Source organism: Marinithermofilum abyssi (assembly GCF_014641195.1).
Taxonomy (GTDB): domain Bacteria; phylum Bacillota; class Bacilli; order Thermoactinomycetales; family DSM-45169; genus Marinithermofilum; species Marinithermofilum abyssi.
This window is the reverse complement of record NZ_BMHQ01000005.1, coordinates 63,805-79,217: the sequence shown is the minus strand read 5'-3', so window position 1 is coordinate 79,217 and position 15,413 is coordinate 63,805. Positions and strand designations below refer to the sequence as shown.

At 53.4% G+C, this 15,413-nt stretch carries 15 protein-coding genes; 14 read left to right on the top strand and 1 reads right to left on the bottom strand.

Going from position 1 to position 15,413, the window contains the following annotated elements; genetic code table 11:
- The first annotated feature begins 61 nt into the window (after positions 1–61).
- From IEW70_RS08030 to IEW70_RS07965, 14 genes are all read left to right on the top strand, one after another.
- Positions 62–1,789 (top strand): sigma-54 interaction domain-containing protein, encoded by a 1,728-nt coding sequence (locus IEW70_RS08030; protein WP_188647413.1) that lies wholly within the window; start codon positions 62–64, stop codon positions 1,787–1,789.
- A gap of 145 nt (positions 1,790–1,934) precedes the next feature.
- Positions 1,935–3,143: a thiolase family protein gene (locus tag IEW70_RS08025; RefSeq protein ID WP_188647412.1), complete on the top strand. Its 1,209-nt coding sequence runs from the start codon at positions 1,935–1,937 to the stop codon at positions 3,141–3,143.
- Positions 3,143–4,042, top strand: coding sequence for a 3-hydroxyacyl-CoA dehydrogenase family protein (locus IEW70_RS08020; protein WP_188647411.1), 900 nt, complete (start codon positions 3,143–3,145; stop codon positions 4,040–4,042). Before IEW70_RS08025 ends, IEW70_RS08020 begins: the two co-directional genes overlap by 1 nt.
- Positions 4,043–4,047: 5 nt before the next feature.
- A complete protein-coding gene (locus tag IEW70_RS08015) occupies positions 4,048–5,196 on the top strand; it encodes an acyl-CoA dehydrogenase family protein (protein WP_188647410.1) in 1,149 nt (382 codons plus the stop codon).
- 14 nt (positions 5,197–5,210) lie between these two features.
- Positions 5,211–5,861 carry a CoA transferase subunit A gene (locus IEW70_RS08010; protein ID WP_229751890.1) on the top strand — a complete coding sequence of 217 codons (651 nt, stop codon included), beginning with the start codon at positions 5,211–5,213 and terminating at the stop codon, positions 5,859–5,861.
- A 5-nt stretch (positions 5,862–5,866) separates the two neighbouring features.
- Positions 5,867–6,544: a 3-oxoacid CoA-transferase subunit B gene (locus IEW70_RS08005; protein WP_188647409.1), complete on the top strand. Its 678-nt coding sequence runs from the start codon at positions 5,867–5,869 to the stop codon at positions 6,542–6,544.
- Positions 6,541–7,803: an ABC transporter substrate-binding protein gene (locus tag IEW70_RS08000; protein WP_188647408.1), complete on the top strand. Its 1,263-nt coding sequence runs from the start codon at positions 6,541–6,543 to the stop codon at positions 7,801–7,803. Before IEW70_RS08005 ends, IEW70_RS08000 begins: the two co-directional genes overlap by 4 nt.
- Positions 7,804–7,821: 18 nt before the next feature.
- The gene (locus IEW70_RS07995) at positions 7,822–8,697 is read left to right on the top strand and encodes a branched-chain amino acid ABC transporter permease (RefSeq protein WP_229751889.1); all 876 of its coding nucleotides are present in this window, start codon (positions 7,822–7,824) and stop codon (positions 8,695–8,697) included.
- Positions 8,697–9,698 carry a branched-chain amino acid ABC transporter permease gene (locus IEW70_RS07990; RefSeq protein ID WP_188647407.1) on the top strand — a complete coding sequence of 334 codons (1,002 nt, stop codon included), beginning with the start codon at positions 8,697–8,699 and terminating at the stop codon, positions 9,696–9,698. Before IEW70_RS07995 ends, IEW70_RS07990 begins: the two co-directional genes overlap by 1 nt.
- Positions 9,699–10,433: an ABC transporter ATP-binding protein gene (locus IEW70_RS07985; protein ID WP_188647406.1), complete on the top strand. Its 735-nt coding sequence runs from the start codon at positions 9,699–9,701 to the stop codon at positions 10,431–10,433.
- Entirely contained in the window at positions 10,420–11,127 is a 708-nt protein-coding gene (locus tag IEW70_RS07980; RefSeq protein ID WP_188647405.1) for an ABC transporter ATP-binding protein, read from the top strand. The genes IEW70_RS07985 and IEW70_RS07980 overlap by 14 nt, the downstream gene beginning before the upstream one ends.
- 14 nt (positions 11,128–11,141) lie before the next feature.
- Positions 11,142–11,921: an enoyl-CoA hydratase/isomerase family protein gene (locus IEW70_RS07975; RefSeq protein WP_188647404.1), complete on the top strand. Its 780-nt coding sequence runs from the start codon at positions 11,142–11,144 to the stop codon at positions 11,919–11,921.
- A gap of 9 nt (positions 11,922–11,930) precedes the next feature.
- The gene (locus IEW70_RS07970) at positions 11,931–12,368 is read left to right on the top strand and encodes a PaaI family thioesterase (protein ID WP_229751888.1); all 438 of its coding nucleotides are present in this window, start codon (positions 11,931–11,933) and stop codon (positions 12,366–12,368) included.
- 23 nt (positions 12,369–12,391) lie between these two features.
- Positions 12,392–13,603 carry an acyl-CoA dehydrogenase family protein gene (locus IEW70_RS07965; protein ID WP_188647403.1) on the top strand — a complete coding sequence of 404 codons (1,212 nt, stop codon included), beginning with the start codon at positions 12,392–12,394 and terminating at the stop codon, positions 13,601–13,603.
- Positions 13,604–13,716: 113 nt separating this feature from the next.
- On the opposite strand, the gene scpC is transcribed toward IEW70_RS07965, so the two are convergent.
- The gene (scpC, locus tag IEW70_RS07960; protein WP_188647402.1) at positions 13,717–15,216 is read right to left on the bottom strand and encodes a succinyl-CoA:acetate CoA-transferase ScpC; all 1,500 of its coding nucleotides are present in this window, start codon (positions 15,214–15,216) and stop codon (positions 13,717–13,719) included.
- Positions 15,217–15,413 lie beyond the last annotated feature (197 nt).

The following is a 15,413-nucleotide window of genomic DNA, read 5'->3' as shown; positions in this document are numbered from 1 at the left end:
AAAACACCGAGAAGGGTGTTTTTCCTTTATCGGCGAAGTCATATTCGGAAGAGGAGGTTCCATGCAGTTGGATTGGAAACGACTCTGGGAGGACACTCCCTGTGCGATGGTCATCGTTGACCCAACGGGCAAGATTCAACATGTCAGCCGAGCCATGAAACAACTATGGCACCGTACAACAGAGAAGGAATTCCCGGATACTTGGCAGGAATGGAAGGAATCCATCCTGGAACGGACATCGGAAAATGTCTGGATTACCCGAAAAGGGGAAGCATACCGGTGTCATTCCGAACAGCTTGAGTGTCTTGAAGGCGGGGAGATATATCGGCTGGAACCTTATTTTCAGGGATCGATCGGTACAAATGAGCTGGATGAGATCATAGAGAATTCGTATGACTGCATATATATTACCGATCATCACGGCATTACCCTTCACACCAATTCGGCTATTGAACGGCTGACTGGAATCCCGAAAGAATACTATATCGGAAAAGATGTCCGCTATCTGGAGCGAAGGGGGATTTTGAAAAAGTCCGTTACGCTGGAAATCCTGAAGAGTCGGAAGCCAGTCACCACTATTCAGGCGAACAAGCAGGGAAATCTCAATGTGATTACAGGTAGCCCGGTGTTTAACAAAAAAGGAGAAATCGTCCGGGTAATTACCAATATCCGGGATGTTTCGGAGTTGAATCGACTGAAGGATGAGCTGGATGAAACCCGGATGTTGTCTGCCCGTTACAAACGGGAGTTATCGCAGTTGCGTAAGTTCCACTTACAAGATGATCCCTCCATCATCATGAGTGATCTGGCCATGAAACAGGCTTATCATATGGCCCGGCGGGTCGCCGGAACGGATACGACCGTCCTGTTGCTGGGAGAGTCGGGTGTGGGTAAGGAAGTATTCGCCCGGGCGATTCATAGACAGAGTCCCCGGTTTGAGACGGGCTCTTTCATCACGGTCAACTGTGGCGCGATTCCCGCCGAGTTGATTGAATCGGAGCTATTCGGGTATGAACCGGGAGCCTTTACCGGGGCCAAAAAGGAAGGCAAACCCGGGATGTTTGAATTGGCGGAAAACGGGACGCTGTTTTTGGATGAAATCGGGGAGCTTCCATTACCGTTACAGGTTAAACTGTTGCGGGTCCTACAGGAGAAAACGCTGCGCCGGGTGGGAGGGATCGAGGCGATTCCCTTTAATGCACGGATTATTGCCGCCACCAATCGGGATCTGAAGGCCATGGTGGAAAAGGGTGAGTTCCGGGAAGATCTTTTCTATCGGATCAGTGTCATTCCCATCGAAATTCCCCCGCTCCGGCGAAGAAAAAACGACATCAAGCCGTTGTTAGTTCATTTCCTCGAAAAATTCAACCGGAAGCATCGGAAGTCTTGTTATTTCGTACCGACGGTTTATGAAAAACTCCGGGAGTATCACTGGCCTGGGAATGTACGGGAATTGGCCAATATGGTGGAGCGGTTGGTGATTACCAGCCCCGATGACGCTATCGTTCCCGATTTCATCCCGGAAACCCGCGACCTGAGAGAAAAAGAGCCGGTACCGGCGGAAAACGGTGAAAACACGTTGGAGATCAACGGAGATTCCTATTCGTTAACAAATGAGACCTGCTCGTTTCCATCGTTACCCGAGTTTTCCTCCTGGATGGAAAAAAGGATTCTCTCTCAGGCTTATCAACGATACCGCAGTTCCTACCGGGTCGCTGAACAACTGAGAATCAGTCAATCCAGTGCCATTCGCAAAGCATATAAATACGGCATCAAGGAGAAGTCTTAATGTTTAAGTCGATTCCGATTCATCATGCGGAATCGACTTATTTTTTGTGACTTAGATTTGCATTATCTGACGGCTGTTCCCGGATTTTCTAATTGGCATGTTCTTTGCTTTTCTTTCTCGTGACTAACCGAGGAGGTGAATAGCCTTGGAAGAGGCATGGATTACGGGAGCGGTCCGCACTCCTGTCGGCCGATATGGCGGCAGTTTATCGTCGGTACGGCCGGATGATCTGGCTGCTGTTGCTATCAAAGGCGTGATGGAGCGGAGCGGAATACCCGGAGAGATTGTGGAAGATGTATATTTCGGCAATGCCAACCAGGCAGGGGAAGACAATCGGAATGTGGCACGGATGGCCTCGCTGTTGGCGGAATTGCCTGTCACTGTCGGAGGTGTAACTGTCAACCGCCTGTGTGGATCGGGATTGGAAGCGGTGAACCAGGCGCATCGGGCCATCCGTCTGGGAGAGGGGGAGGTTATGATTGCCGGCGGTGTCGAGAGCATGTCCCGTGCTCCCTTGGTGATGCCTAAACCGGAACGGGCATTTCCGCGGGGAAATGGAACCGTTTACGATACCACCATCGGCTGGCGGTTCATCAATTCCCGGCTGGCAGAGATGTACCCCCCCTACTCCATGGGAGAAACGGCGGAGAATGTAGCGGAACAATACGGGATCTCCAGAGAAGACCAAGACCGATTCGCCTTAAGGAGTCAAAAACGGACAGCGGATGCGATCCAATCGGGCAGGTTTCAGGAAGAAATGGTTCCCGTTCCCGTCCGGACAAATAAAGGAGTCCTGTGGGTGGAAAAGGATGAACATCCCCGTCCAGATACCACCCTGGAGAAATTGCAGCAATTACGTCCTGCTTTTAAAGAGGGTGGAACCGTGACGGCCGGCAATGCTTCCGGCATCAATGACGGAGCGTCCGCCTTGCTTCTCATGACGCCGGAGAAAGCAAAGGAGTATGGTTTGCCGCCCTTGGGCCGCATTGTTTCAAGTGCCATTGCCGGCGTCGATCCCTCGGTCATGGGTATCGGCCCCGTTCCGGCAGTTCGGAAAGCCTTGAAACGGGCCGGATTAACGATGGATCACATTGATTTGGTGGAACTGAATGAGGCCTTTGCCGCCCAAGCCCTGGCTTGCGCCCGCGAGCTGGAGATTCCGGAAGAAAAGCTGAATGTCAACGGAGGGTCGATCGCTATGGGTCACCCGCTGGGCAGTACAGGAGCCCGGTTGTTGACGTCCCTCTTGTTTGAAATGAAGCGAAGAGACGTTCGCTATGGTTTAGTAACGATGTGTATCGGAGTGGGACAAGGAATAGCGACTATCGTCGAACGAATGGAGGAAGGGATCTGATGCGGCAGGTGGATCACATCGGTATTGTCGGTGCAGGGGTTATGGGAGTAGGGATTGCTTATCAGGCGGCCGTTCAGGGATATGATGTTCGACTGTTTGATGTCAGTGACTCTGCATTGGAGAAGGCTATTCAACAAATTGCTTCCCTTGTAAAACGTCAGATTGAAAAAGAACGTTTAACCCACGCAGACGGGCAGGCCGCCCTGACCCGAATTCAAACCGTGAAATCCCTTGATGAACTGGCTTCTTGTGATTTTATCATTGAAGCGATTGTGGAAGACATCGGGGCCAAGCAATCCCTTTTCCGTAAACTGGATGCCATCAGCCCCGAAAATGTGGTTCTGGCCACGAACACCTCTGCCAAGAGCATTACGGAAATTGCTTCCGCGGCTTCCCGACCGGAACGGGTCATCGGAATGCATTTCTTTAACCCGGTTCATCGCATGAAACTGGTAGAGGTGGTTCGAGGGTTGCAAACCACTGACTGGGTGGTGGAACAGACCGTAAAGCTCGGGCGGGAAATGGGAAAAGAGACGGTTCGCATCCAGGAGCGTCCCGGCTTTGCTACCAGCCGGATCAGTGCATTGGTCGGCAATGAAGCGTTCTATATGTTGATGGAAGGCGTGGGTTCACCGGAAGATATCGATCAAGCGGTCAAATTGGGGTTGAACTATCCCATGGGGCCTTTTGAATTGGGGGATCTCGTGGGATGGGATACCCGTCTCAAGGTATTGCAATATTTGCATGAGACGCTTGGTGAGAAGTTTCGCCCCTGTCCCCTTCTCGTACAGTATGTTAAATCCGGACGGCTGGGGAGAAAGACGGGTCAAGGGGTTTACCGGTATGACGAACAGGGCCGGCGAGTAAAAGAACAGCAGGAATTCTCCATAGGGCGGTGAACGGGATGACAGTAACGGAAACGGAAATCCGGCAATTGCGTGCGGTGGTTCGAGATTTTGTCCGGGAAGTCGTCGAACCGGAGGCCCAGACCATCGAGGAGGAAGACCGCATTCCTGAAGGGATCGTGCAACAGGCGAAAGAGTTGGGGCTTTTTGGACTATCCATCCCGGTAGAATATGGGGGCCTGGGGCTGAACATGACCGGGAAGTGCATGCTGCTCGAGGAACTGGGCAAGACGCACAATGGTTTTACCAGCTTGATCGGGGCCCATACGGGAATCGGAAGTGTAGGAATTGTCGAGATGGGAAACGAGGAGCAAAAGCAACGGTTTCTGCCCCGGATGGCCGCGGGGGAATGGATCGGGGCGTTTGCTCTCTCCGAGCCGGAGGCGGGTTCCAATGCGTCCAATTTGCGCACCCGTGCGGAACGGAAAGGGGATCGTTACATTCTCAATGGCATGAAGCATTTCATTACCAACGGCCCGGAAGCAGATGTGATCACAGTGATGGCGAGCACCGATCCTGACAAGGGGGCCAAGGGGATCTCCTCTTTCCTCGTGGAGAGATCGGCTCCGGGAATGAGTCGCGGACCCTCCGACGTGAAAATGGGCCTCCGTGGTTCTCATACCTGTCAGTTGTTCTTCGAAGATTGTGAAGTGCCGGTAGATAACCGTCTCGGGGAAGAAGGAGAAGGATATGTCAACGCGCTGAAAATCCTGGCGAACGGACGGGCATCCCTAGCCGCCCGATGCTTGGGATCCTGTGAGAAACTGCTGGAGCTTTCCATGGAGTACGCCATGCAGCGGAAGCAGTTTGGCCGCCCGATTTTTGAAAACCAGGCGATTCAGCATATGCTGGCGGATACGTCCTTGGAAGTTGAGACCCTCCGCAGTTTCCTGTATCGGGTCACTTCGCTGGTGGATCAGGGAAAGAAAGTGATCAAGGAATCGGCAGCCGTCAAACTGTATGCTTCCGAGGTCTATAACCGTATCGCCGACCGGGCAGTACAGATTTTTGGCGGTATGGGCTACATGAAAGAGTTCCCGGTAGAACGGTTTTACCGGGATGCCCGGATCACCCGGATTTACGAGGGGACCTCGGAAATCCAACGGAACATCATCGCCGCCCAGTTAAAACGTGAATATGTCCGTTAAGGAGGGGGGCACCTGTGCCTGCGATTCGGAAGACGGCGGAGGAGGCAATGGAATACATCCGGTCCGGGAACACACTCATGGTGGGCGGCTTCGGGTTGTCCGGGGTACCCCTGAAGCTCGTGGATGCCTTGGTGAAAACGGACCTGACGGACTTTACAGTCATCAGCAACAACATCGGAACCCCCGGCCAGGGGCTGGGGAAATTGCTGAATACGGGCCGTATCAAGAAAGCCGTGGGCACCTATTTCACCACCAATCCGGATGTCGGGACCGCTTATCAGCAGGGGAAAATCGAAGTGGAGCTGCTTCCCCAGGGGACCTTTTGCGAGGCCCTTCGCGCGGGGGGAAGCGGAATCCCCGCCTTTTACACACCAACGGCGGCCGGAACGGAGCTGGCGGCAGGAAAGGAACAGAGGGTGTTTGACGGCCAGTCCTATGTACTGGAGAAAGCCCTGAAGGCGGATGTTTCCCTGATCAAGGCCCACAAGGCGGATGACCTGGGGAATCTGGTCTATTACAAAACCGCGCGCAACTTCAATCCCCTGATGGCCATGGCTTCCGACCTGACGATTGTAGAAGTGGATGAAATCGTTCCAAAGGGGACACTCGATCCGGAAGCCGTTATAACTCCCCATCTGTTCGTCGATATCCTGGTAACGGGGTGAGTGACATGTATACTCAAGAGGTACGGCATTCCATCGCCCGACGGGCAGCACAAGAACTTCGCGACGGTGATATCGTCAATCTGGGAATCGGCATTCCCACCCTGGTCAACAACTATATCCCCTCCGATTTCAACATCCATCTGCATACGGAGAACGGGATGCTGGAGGTGGGACCCAGTCCTTCCCCGGACTCGGTGGATCCCAACCTGATTAACGCCAGTAGGCAACCGATTTCCGAGTTGCCCGGTGCATCTTACTTCGACAGTGGGATGTCCTTCTCCATCATGCGGGGCGGTCATCTCGATGCCACGGTGATTGGTGCGTTACAGGTGAGTCAGGCAGGGGATTTGGCCAGTTGGGCCGTTCCCGGCAGAACGGTGCTTGGGGTGGGAGGCGCTATGGACTTGGTGGTGGGAGCGAAACGGGTGATCGTGGCGACCACCCACTTGACCAAAGATGGGAATCCGAAGATTCTCCCCTCCTGTACGTATCCCCTCACGGCGAAACAAGAGGTGGATGTCTTGGTGACGGAACATGCGGTTTTCCATTTCAGCGAAGGACAGATGACTTTGGTGGAAATCGGGGAACATCTTACCCTGGAAGAGTTAAAGGCGATTACTCCCGCCGGATTTGGGGTTCATCCCGGGTTAACGGTGGCGAAGCGAAAGGAGGCCATCCATTGAAGCGGTCGAAGTTCGTTTCGATCAGTCTGCTTCTACTTATTGTCTCCTTGTTTGTAAACGCTTGCAGCCCGTCGGATCCGCGGGCAGATTCCCACAAAGTTCGAGTGGGAGTGGCTTTCCCAACTTCAGGCAACCTGGCTAAGATCGGCCAATCCTGTGCCAACGGGACACAGATCGCTGCAGATATGGCCAACGCCCGGGGGAAGGGGCCTAAAATCGAACTGGCTAAAGTGGATGTGCCCACGGCGGTCACCGGTGTTCATGAGGTGAACCGACTGATCCTGAAAGAGAAGTTGCAACTGATTGTCGGCACTTATGCAAGTCCCATCAGCCTGGCTGCCAGCGGGATTACCGAACGGAACCATGCGGTGTTGTGGGAGGTGGCAGCTACCGATCCCCGACTCACCCGCCGCGGGCTTAAGTATGTGTTTCGACCCAACCCGGATGCCACCATGTATGGACCCGCGACAATCCAATTTCTTGAAGAAGTGGTAGCACCCGAACTGGGATTAAAAAACGGAGAAATGAAAATGGCGCTGATTCATGAAGACGGGGACTATGGCGAAGGAGTCGCGGCATCTACTAAAAAGGCGGCCAAAAAGGCCGGCATTCCCATTGTGGAAGAAGTCCGGTACAACGCAAAAGCCACGAATGACATGTCTTCGGCGATTCTCCGTCTGAAAAATGCCAAACCCGATATTATCAACATGGTGCAGTATAACACCGATGCCCAGTTGTTCTGGAAACAGGCTGAACAAATGGATCTGAACGCTAAAGTCTTCATCGGAAACGGCGCGGGTCAGAGTTCGGACAACTTCGGACAAACCTTCGGCGATGCGGCCAACGGGGTCCTGGATACCAGTAGCGCCATATCAATCAACCCTCGGGCACTCTCCCCCGAGATGCGCAAGATCGAAGAAGAATTCCAAAAACGGTATAAGAAAAAATTCGGTGTGGAACCTGACCTGATTGCCAGGCTGGCGTTCTCCTCGGCGTATATCCTCTTTCACGATGTCATCCCCAAAGCAGGAGGGACTGATCCCGATCAAATCCGGAAAGCCGCTCTTTCCCTGGACAAACCAATCGGTTCCACCCTGGTCGGTTGGGGAGTCAAGTTTGACGAATCCGGTCAGAACACCCGGGCAGCCATGTCGGTAATGCAGTGGCAGGGGGGAGAATTAGCGGTGGTTTACCCCGAGAAGTTTAAAAAGCGCGAGCCGGCGATGATTCCTCTGCCTAAGTGGTCGGAACGGAAATAAAGAGAGGAGGGTTTGATCGTGATCTTCCTGCAATTGTTGATCTCCGGAATTCTGATCGGCGGGGTGTATGCCCTGATCAGTCTGGGACTGACCTTGATCTTTGGGGTGATGCGCATTGTCAACTTCGTTCACGGTGACATGCTCATGGTGGCGATGTACTTGTCTTACTGGCTCTTCACCCTGTATTCCGTGGAACTTTACACGGGGCTCTTTCTCGTCATCCCCGTATTGGCCGCATTGGGGGCCTTGATCTATTGGGGCGTGATCCGCTTTGCTATCCGACGCTCCCATGAAGCATCCATTCTGGCCACCATTGGAATTTCCATCGTCATTCAAAACGCTGCACTGTTACTTTGGTCCAGCGATTACCGTTCCGTCCACAATGAGTGGGCCACCCATTCTCTGCAGTGGGGAGACCTGCGAATATCGGCCCCCCTCCTGATCGCATTCATCGGAGCCCTTCTCGTTACCGGCTTGGTATTTGCTTTTCTGCACTACACCTATCTCGGAAAGGCCATTCGGGCGGCATCCATGGACCGGTTTGCCGCCATCCTGATGGGCGTGAATCCGCAACGGATTTTTACGGTTTCCTTCGCCATCGGAACGGCTCTGGTGGGAGTAGCCGGTGCCCTGCTGTCTTCCGTGTATGCGGTCCATCCGACTCTGGGGACGCAATTTCTGTTGATTTCCTTTGTGGTGGTGGTCCTGGGTGGACTAGGAAGTCTTCGCGGAGCCATCCTCGGAGGGCTGTTGATCGGAGTGGTAGAGACAGTAAGCGCCTATTTTATAGGGGCTTCCATGAAGCAATTGGTGTATCTGCTGCTCTTTCTCGTGATCCTGATCGTGAAACCGGCGGGGTTGTTCGGTAAGCGGATTCCCGAGGTGAACCAATGATGAATGTGATGACGGAAGTCAAAAAGCAACGTAACTTTGCCTATCCATCCGCTCGGGGTTATGGCGCAGCGGCTCTCTTGCTGACGCTACTACCTTTTTTGCTGCAAAACCAACTCTATTATCTGGACACTCTCATTCTGGCACTTCTCTGGGCATCCGCGGCAGGGGCCTGGAATCTGGCCGGGGGATACGGGGGATTGCTTTCCCTCGGACATGCCGCCTTTTTTGGCATCGGGGCTTATACCTCTTCGCTCCTCTTTGTGAAGCTGAATGTTTCCCCGTGGTTGGGGATGGTGGCCGGAGCAGTTTTGGCGGGGTTGATGGGCTGGTTCATCGGGATGATTACCTTACGGATGAAGGGACCTTTCTTCGGATTGGCTACGATCGCCATTTCCGAGGTACTGATGATCACTGCCGTCAACTGGACGGAGCTAACCCAGGGGTCGCAGGGAGTCAATATTCCCTATAAGCCGGGATTCGTCAACATGGCCTTCGATTCTAAGATCCCTTATTACTTCATTGCTTTAGCCATCTGCCTCGTTCCTTATCTGCTGGCCCGATGGTTGAAGGAATCCAAATTTGGCTACGAGTTGATGGCGGTTCGGGACAATGAAGCGGCGGCCCAGGCTCTCGGCATCCACACGGTTCGGGTCAAGGTGGTCATCATCGCGGTCAGCAGCTCCATCACGGCCATGGCCGGGGCTTTCTACGCCCAGTATGTGACCGTCATCGAACCGTATCATGAGTTCTCATTCAGCGTCTCCATTCAAATGGTGTTAATGGCGATGATCGGCGGATTGGGCACGGCTTCGGGGCCTATTTTCGGCAGCCTAGTAGTGACCGGACTGGATACGTTTTTGCGCGATGTCTTTCAAGGTGCGCAGGGGGGCATTCAGGCCATGATGTACGGTTCCCTGCTGGTGTTGGTCGTCCTGTTTGTGCCGGAGGGGCTGATTCCGTGGTTCACCCGTCGGTTCCGTTCCGGAAAGGGGGAGAAGTAAGTGGCTCCATTGCTGACAGTCGAACATCTGACGAAACGGTTTGGCGGGCTGACGGCGGTGAATGACGTTTCCTTTACCGTCGAAGAAGGCGACTTTCTGGGCATTATTGGGCCGAACGGGGCGGGAAAGACGACATTGTTCAACCTCATTACCGGTTTTCTCCCGCCGGATGCCGGTGAGGTGAGATTTAAAGATCAGCCCATCACCGGATGGAAGGCGTACAAAATCAGCAGGCTGGGGATGACCCGGACTTTCCAGATCACCAAACCTTTCGGACATCTGGATGTTAAGGAAAATGTAGTGGTCGCGGCTTTGCAGACTTCTTCCACATTACGGGAAGCAAGGGAACGTGCGGAGGGCGTTCTCCGGTTCGTAGGGCTGGAGTCTTACCGTGACCGGTCTATTACCCATCTTCCAATGGGTTTGAAAAAGAAATTGGAGCTGGCCAAAGCGCTGGCCACTCGTCCCTCTCTGTTGTTTCTGGACGAGGTGATGGGGGGACTTGCTTCCGATGAGGTTCAGGACATGATGGAAGTGCTTCGAAAGGTACGGGAATCCGGTGTCACCCTGATTATGATCGAGCATGTGCTGCAGGCCATCACGCAACTGTCCGAACGGTTGCTGGTTCTCCATCACGGTGCCAAGTTGGCTCATGGTTCGACCAGGGAGGTCATCCGGGATCCGGAAGTGGTAGAGGCTTACCTCGGGGAGGTGGATCCCGATGCTGTCCATTGAGAATTGGTACGGTCGTTACGGGGATTTGACGGTCTTGCATGACCTTAAACTTACCGTTTCCAGCGGTTCCATTGTCAGTGTGGTAGGCGCCAACGGCGCAGGCAAGTCCTCTTTAATGAAGTCTGTGATGGGGGTGGAGATTCAGACGCAAGGCAAAATGGAATTTGAGGGGGAGGACATCGGTCACTGGTCTACTCAGCGACGGGTGGAGGAAGCGGGGATCTCCCTGGTTCCGGAAGGGCGACGACTCTTTCCGGAGATGACGGTACGGGAAAACCTGGAGATGGGTTGTTATACCCCCCGTGCGCGGAAACTCCGGGACCGTGGGTTTGACTTCGTCTACTCTCTGCTGCCGAAGCTGAGGGAGCGGGAGAAACAACCGGCCGGTTCATTGAGCGGCGGGGAGCAACAGATGGTGGCCCTGGGGCGTTCTTTGATGTCCCAGCCCCGGTTGCTGCTGTTGGATGAGCCGTTCCTGGGCTTGGCTCCGATCATGGTGCGGCAGGTCTCCCGGTTTATTCAGGAGCTGAAAGAGATGGGGCTTACGATTCTGATGGTGGAACAAAACGCTACTTCCTCGCTTCAACAGTCGGACTGGGGTTATGTGCTGGTCAGCGGGAGAATCGTTTTTGAGGGAAAAGGGGACGGTCTTCTTCACAGTCAGGATTTGCGCAATGTTTATCTGGGTGTTTGACAAGGGGGAAAATCATGCAGACGTTAAAAACGATCCAAGCGGACATTCGGGAAGGGCTGGGGTTTATCACGATAGATCGCCCGGAAGTGCGTAATGCTTTGAACGGAGAGGTCCTGCAGGAGATTCGTAGGGTGTTGGACCAGTGGCGGGAACGGGAAGAGGTTCGGCTCGTCGTTTTCACGGGGGCGGGGGAGAAGTCTTTTGCCGCCGGGGCGGATATCCGACAGTTACAGGAGCGAACCATCCATGATGGACTGGCTTCCGTGATGCAACGCCTCTGCGATGAAATCGAACAGTATCCCAAACCCACCATCGCTGCCGTCAACGGCTATGCCTTGGGAGGGGGATGCGAGTTGGCGATGGCCTGTGACATCCGGATTGCCCAGGAAAATGCCAAATTCGGCTTGCCGGAATTGAATCTCTCCATTATTCCGGGAGCGGGGGGAACGCAACGGTTGGCCCGATTGGTGGGCAAGGGTTTGGCCCTGGATTTGATTCTCACGGGAAGCATGATCGATGCGGAAAAAGCGGAGCGCATCGGTTTGGTCTCCGAGGTGGTGGCAATGGAGAGATTGATGGAGGCGGTGGAAGCAAAAGCGCAAGCGATCTTGTCCAAGGGGCCGTTGGCGGTACGTTTGGCCAAACTGGCGGTGCGAACCGGGCTGGAGACCGACCAGCAAACGGGGTTGATAGTGGAGAAGCTGGCCCAGTGCCTGTTATATACGACAGAGGATAAACGGGAAGGAATCGCAGCATTTTTGGAGAAACGGAAGCCCCAATTTAAAGGATGGTAGGTGATACCTGTGGGCGATGGAAAGATGAACGGGGAGGAATTCAATAAACTCATCCAATATTTCCGGAAGGTTCCCTTTTGGAGCCACATCCGGTGTCAGATTGATGAGGTAGAAGAAGGGACAGCTCAGTTGCATATTACGCTGGAGAACTTCCACCTGAATGGAAATGCGACGGCCCATGGCGGTGTTCTTTCTACTTTGATGGACAACGCCATGGGACTGGCTGTTCGCTCCGTTTCTGGTTGGAAAACGGCTACCACCCAGATGAACGTGTATTTTCTGGCCCCTGCTGCGGAGGGGAAAATGTGGTGCCGGGGGGAAGTGATTCACCAAACCCGTCGTACGGTGACTGCCCGGGCAACCGTAACAGATGACCGGGGAGAGCTGATCGCTACAGGCACCGGGTCGTTTCGGGTCTTCCGGCAACCCGATACTTCTCCCAACTGATAACAAAACAAGGAGGGATTCGGATGCTCGACTTTTCACTCTCGGAAGATCAACAAGCGGTAAAAAAAATGGTTCGCAAGTTTGTGGACCGGGAAATCATGCCCCATATTGAAAAGTGGGATGCGGAACAGCATTTTGAAACCGGTATTATTGAGAAAATGGCCGACCTGGGGTTGATGGGGGTGTGCATACCCGAAGAATACGGCGGTCAGGGGATGGACTACAATACGCTGGCCATCGTCTGTGCCGAACTGGAAAGGGGAGACACCGCCTTCCGCACAGCCGTCTCCGTCCATACGGCGTTGAACAGCATGACCTTGCTTCAATGGGGTGATGAATTTCAAAAGGAGAAATATCTCACCCCCCAGGCACAGGGCCGGAAAGTGGGGGCTTACGGGCTGACGGAACCCAACGCCGGTTCCGATGTGGCCGCCATCCAGACACGGGCAGTTAAGGACGGGGATTCGTATATCCTGAACGGCAGCAAAACCTGGATTTCTTTGTGCGATGTTGCGGACCACATCCTGGTCTTCGCCAAGACGTCGCCGGATGATGGGCACCGGGGGATTTCCTGTTTCATCGTGGAACGGGAATATCCGGGGGTCACCACCCGCGGATTCAAAAATAAGCTGGGGATCCGTGCGGGAAATACGGGTGAAATTTTTCTGGAAAATGTGCGGGTTCCAAAGGTTAATCTCGTCGGGGAAGAAGGGGAAGGATTTAAAATTGCCATGTCCGCCTTGGACAACGGACGTTTCAGTGTGGCCGCCGGGGCGGTCGGCCTGATCGATGCCTGCATCGAAGCCTGTGTCAAGTATGCCAATGAACGGGAAACCTTCGGAAGGCCCATCGGCAGACACCAACTGGTTCAGCAGATGATCGCCAAGATGGTGGCGGGATTTGAGACCTCTCAGCTGCTGGTTTACCGGGTGGGTTGGATGAAAAACCGGGGATTGCGGAACACCCGGGAGACCTCCCTCGCCAAATGGTACGCCTGTGACGCCGCCTTCAATGCCGCCGTGGATGCCGTCCAGATTCACGGGGCCAACGGCTACTCCCACGAGTTTTCGGTGGAACGCTACATGAGAAATGCCAAAGCTCCCGTTATCTATGAAGGGACAAGGGAAATCCATCAGGTGATGCAAGGAGAATACGCCCTGGGCTATCGAAAAGATAAAGAATTGCGAAAGAAGCTCCCTGAGTGGCCTTTTGAGAAGGAGGAAGTGTTGTCTTAGTCGGGGTAAGTCCGGTGGGGAGAAATTCTTCTAAGAAAATCAATATTTTAGCATGCAACAAGAAAAAAGGAGCCGAATGGGCGGCTCGAAAATGGGGAAAGAACCTTCTTCCCCTACATCATAGCGGATACGGGTTTTCGCATATCCCCCGTCTCTTTGAATTGGTGGTGCCAACTTAGCGCTTCATCCAAAAGATGAGGCGTATTGCCTCCTTGAACGCATGCTCTTTCAAAATAGTCACGAAGAGCATCTTTGTAGAGAGGATGGGCAAGGTTTTCGATAATCGTTTTTGCCCGTTCCCGAGGAGATAGCCCGCGCAAATCGGCAATCCCTTGTTCGGTCACAAGGATATCAACGTCGTGTTCCGTATGGTCCACATGGGAAACAAAAGGAACAACACTGGAGATCCTTCCGTTTTTGGCCGTTGATTTCGTCACAAAGATAGTTAAACCGGCGTTGCGGGCAAAGTCTCCCGAACCTCCAATCCCGTTCATGACATGGGTTCCTCGTACGTGAGTGGAATTCACGTTCCCATATATATCGACCTCCAGGGCTCCGTTTATGGCAATGACCCCAAGCCGCCGGATTACTTCGGGATGGTTTGAAATCTCTTGGGGACGGAGCAAGAGTTGCTTTCGGTATCGGGGAAGGGAGGACAAGACGTGATCTCTCATGCTCTCGGAAAGGGTGAACGAACAGCCGGAGGCAAATGAGACCTTGCCGGAATCAAATAGTTGAAACACTGCATCCTGCATGACTTCCGTATAAATTTCAAGCTGGTTGAATGGAGACTTTTCCAATCCGCTGAAAACCGCGTTGGCGACGGAACCCACACCGCTTTGCAATGGGGCCAGTTTGGCGGATAAACGGCCCTGCTTGACCTCATGTGACAGCAACTCTAAAATATATTCGGCCATTTGTTGTGTTTCCTCGTCCGGAGCAACAATTTTCGAAGGCGAATCGGGATCATCCGTCATGACGATACCGACGATTTTATTCGGATCACAAGGGATATAGGGTGTCCCGATCCGGTCAGCAACATGTGTTATCCCGATCGGGGTACGGAACGGCCGATTTTCCGGGATATAGATATCGTGGATGCCGATAAGGGATTCGGGCATGGAAAGATTGATTTCTACAATCACTTGTTTTGCTTTTTGTACGAATACGGGGGAATTTCCCACGGAGGTTGTTGGGATAATTCCTCCGTTCTCTGTAATCGCCACTGCTTCGATGATTGCCAAGTCGATATGCTCGTTCCGGAACCATTCCGCGCTGTGGCTGAGGTGTTGCTCGATATAGCGGATCTCTCCACAGTTGATCCCTTGCCTGGTATCCGGGTCGCTTTGATAGGGAGAACGGCGATCAACGACATGTTGGGTGCTCAGCCATGAATCCGCATCTCCTAAGGAAGCCCCCGAGTAAAGGTGAATTTGGCGTGAGTTTTCGGTTTTTCGTATGTTGTCAACCAAGGCACGGGGAATCGCTTTTACATCTCCGGAACGAGTGAATCCGCTTACACCAATCGTCATACCATCTTGGATGAATGTTTGCGCTTCGTCTGCTGTAAGGACACGTGACCTTAGTAAATGATTCCGAATGCGCTGTTGCATGATGTCCCCTCCGGTTTTTCATTGTCGTTTGTCTATAGGCACAACCGCGATTGGTTGGACCAACATACTTCGCCCGGGGCCGGGTCAATCGGTTGTCAGCCAGTTGCTCCATCACGTGAGCTGTCCGGCTTGCTATATGGCTAACGGCAAATAGAGGTGTAAACAACTCCCGCTGGATACCTAGATAAAAGCAGAGT

Excerpts from the sequence above, each read along its gene's own strand:
- IEW70_RS07980 (WP_188647405.1), top strand. The coding sequence starts at position 10,420 with ATGCTGTCCATTGAGAATTGGTACGGTCGTTACGGGGATTTGACGGTC.
- IEW70_RS07975 (WP_188647404.1), top strand. The coding sequence starts at position 11,142 with ATGCAGACGTTAAAAACGATCCAAGCGGACATTCGGGAAGGGCTGGGG.
- IEW70_RS08030 (WP_188647413.1), top strand. The coding sequence starts at position 62 with ATGCAGTTGGATTGGAAACGACTCTGGGAGGACACTCCCTGTGCGATG.
- IEW70_RS07965 (WP_188647403.1), top strand. The coding sequence starts at position 12,392 with ATGCTCGACTTTTCACTCTCGGAAGATCAACAAGCGGTAAAAAAAATG.
- IEW70_RS08020 (WP_188647411.1), top strand. The coding sequence starts at position 3,143 with ATGCGGCAGGTGGATCACATCGGTATTGTCGGTGCAGGGGTTATGGGA.
- IEW70_RS07990 (WP_188647407.1), top strand. The coding sequence starts at position 8,697 with ATGAATGTGATGACGGAAGTCAAAAAGCAACGTAACTTTGCCTATCCA.
- IEW70_RS08005 (WP_188647409.1), top strand. The coding sequence starts at position 5,867 with ATGTATACTCAAGAGGTACGGCATTCCATCGCCCGACGGGCAGCACAA.
- IEW70_RS08015 (WP_188647410.1), top strand. The coding sequence starts at position 4,048 with ATGACAGTAACGGAAACGGAAATCCGGCAATTGCGTGCGGTGGTTCGA.
- scpC (WP_188647402.1), bottom strand. The coding sequence starts at position 15,216 with ATGCAACAGCGCATTCGGAATCATTTACTAAGGTCACGTGTCCTTACA.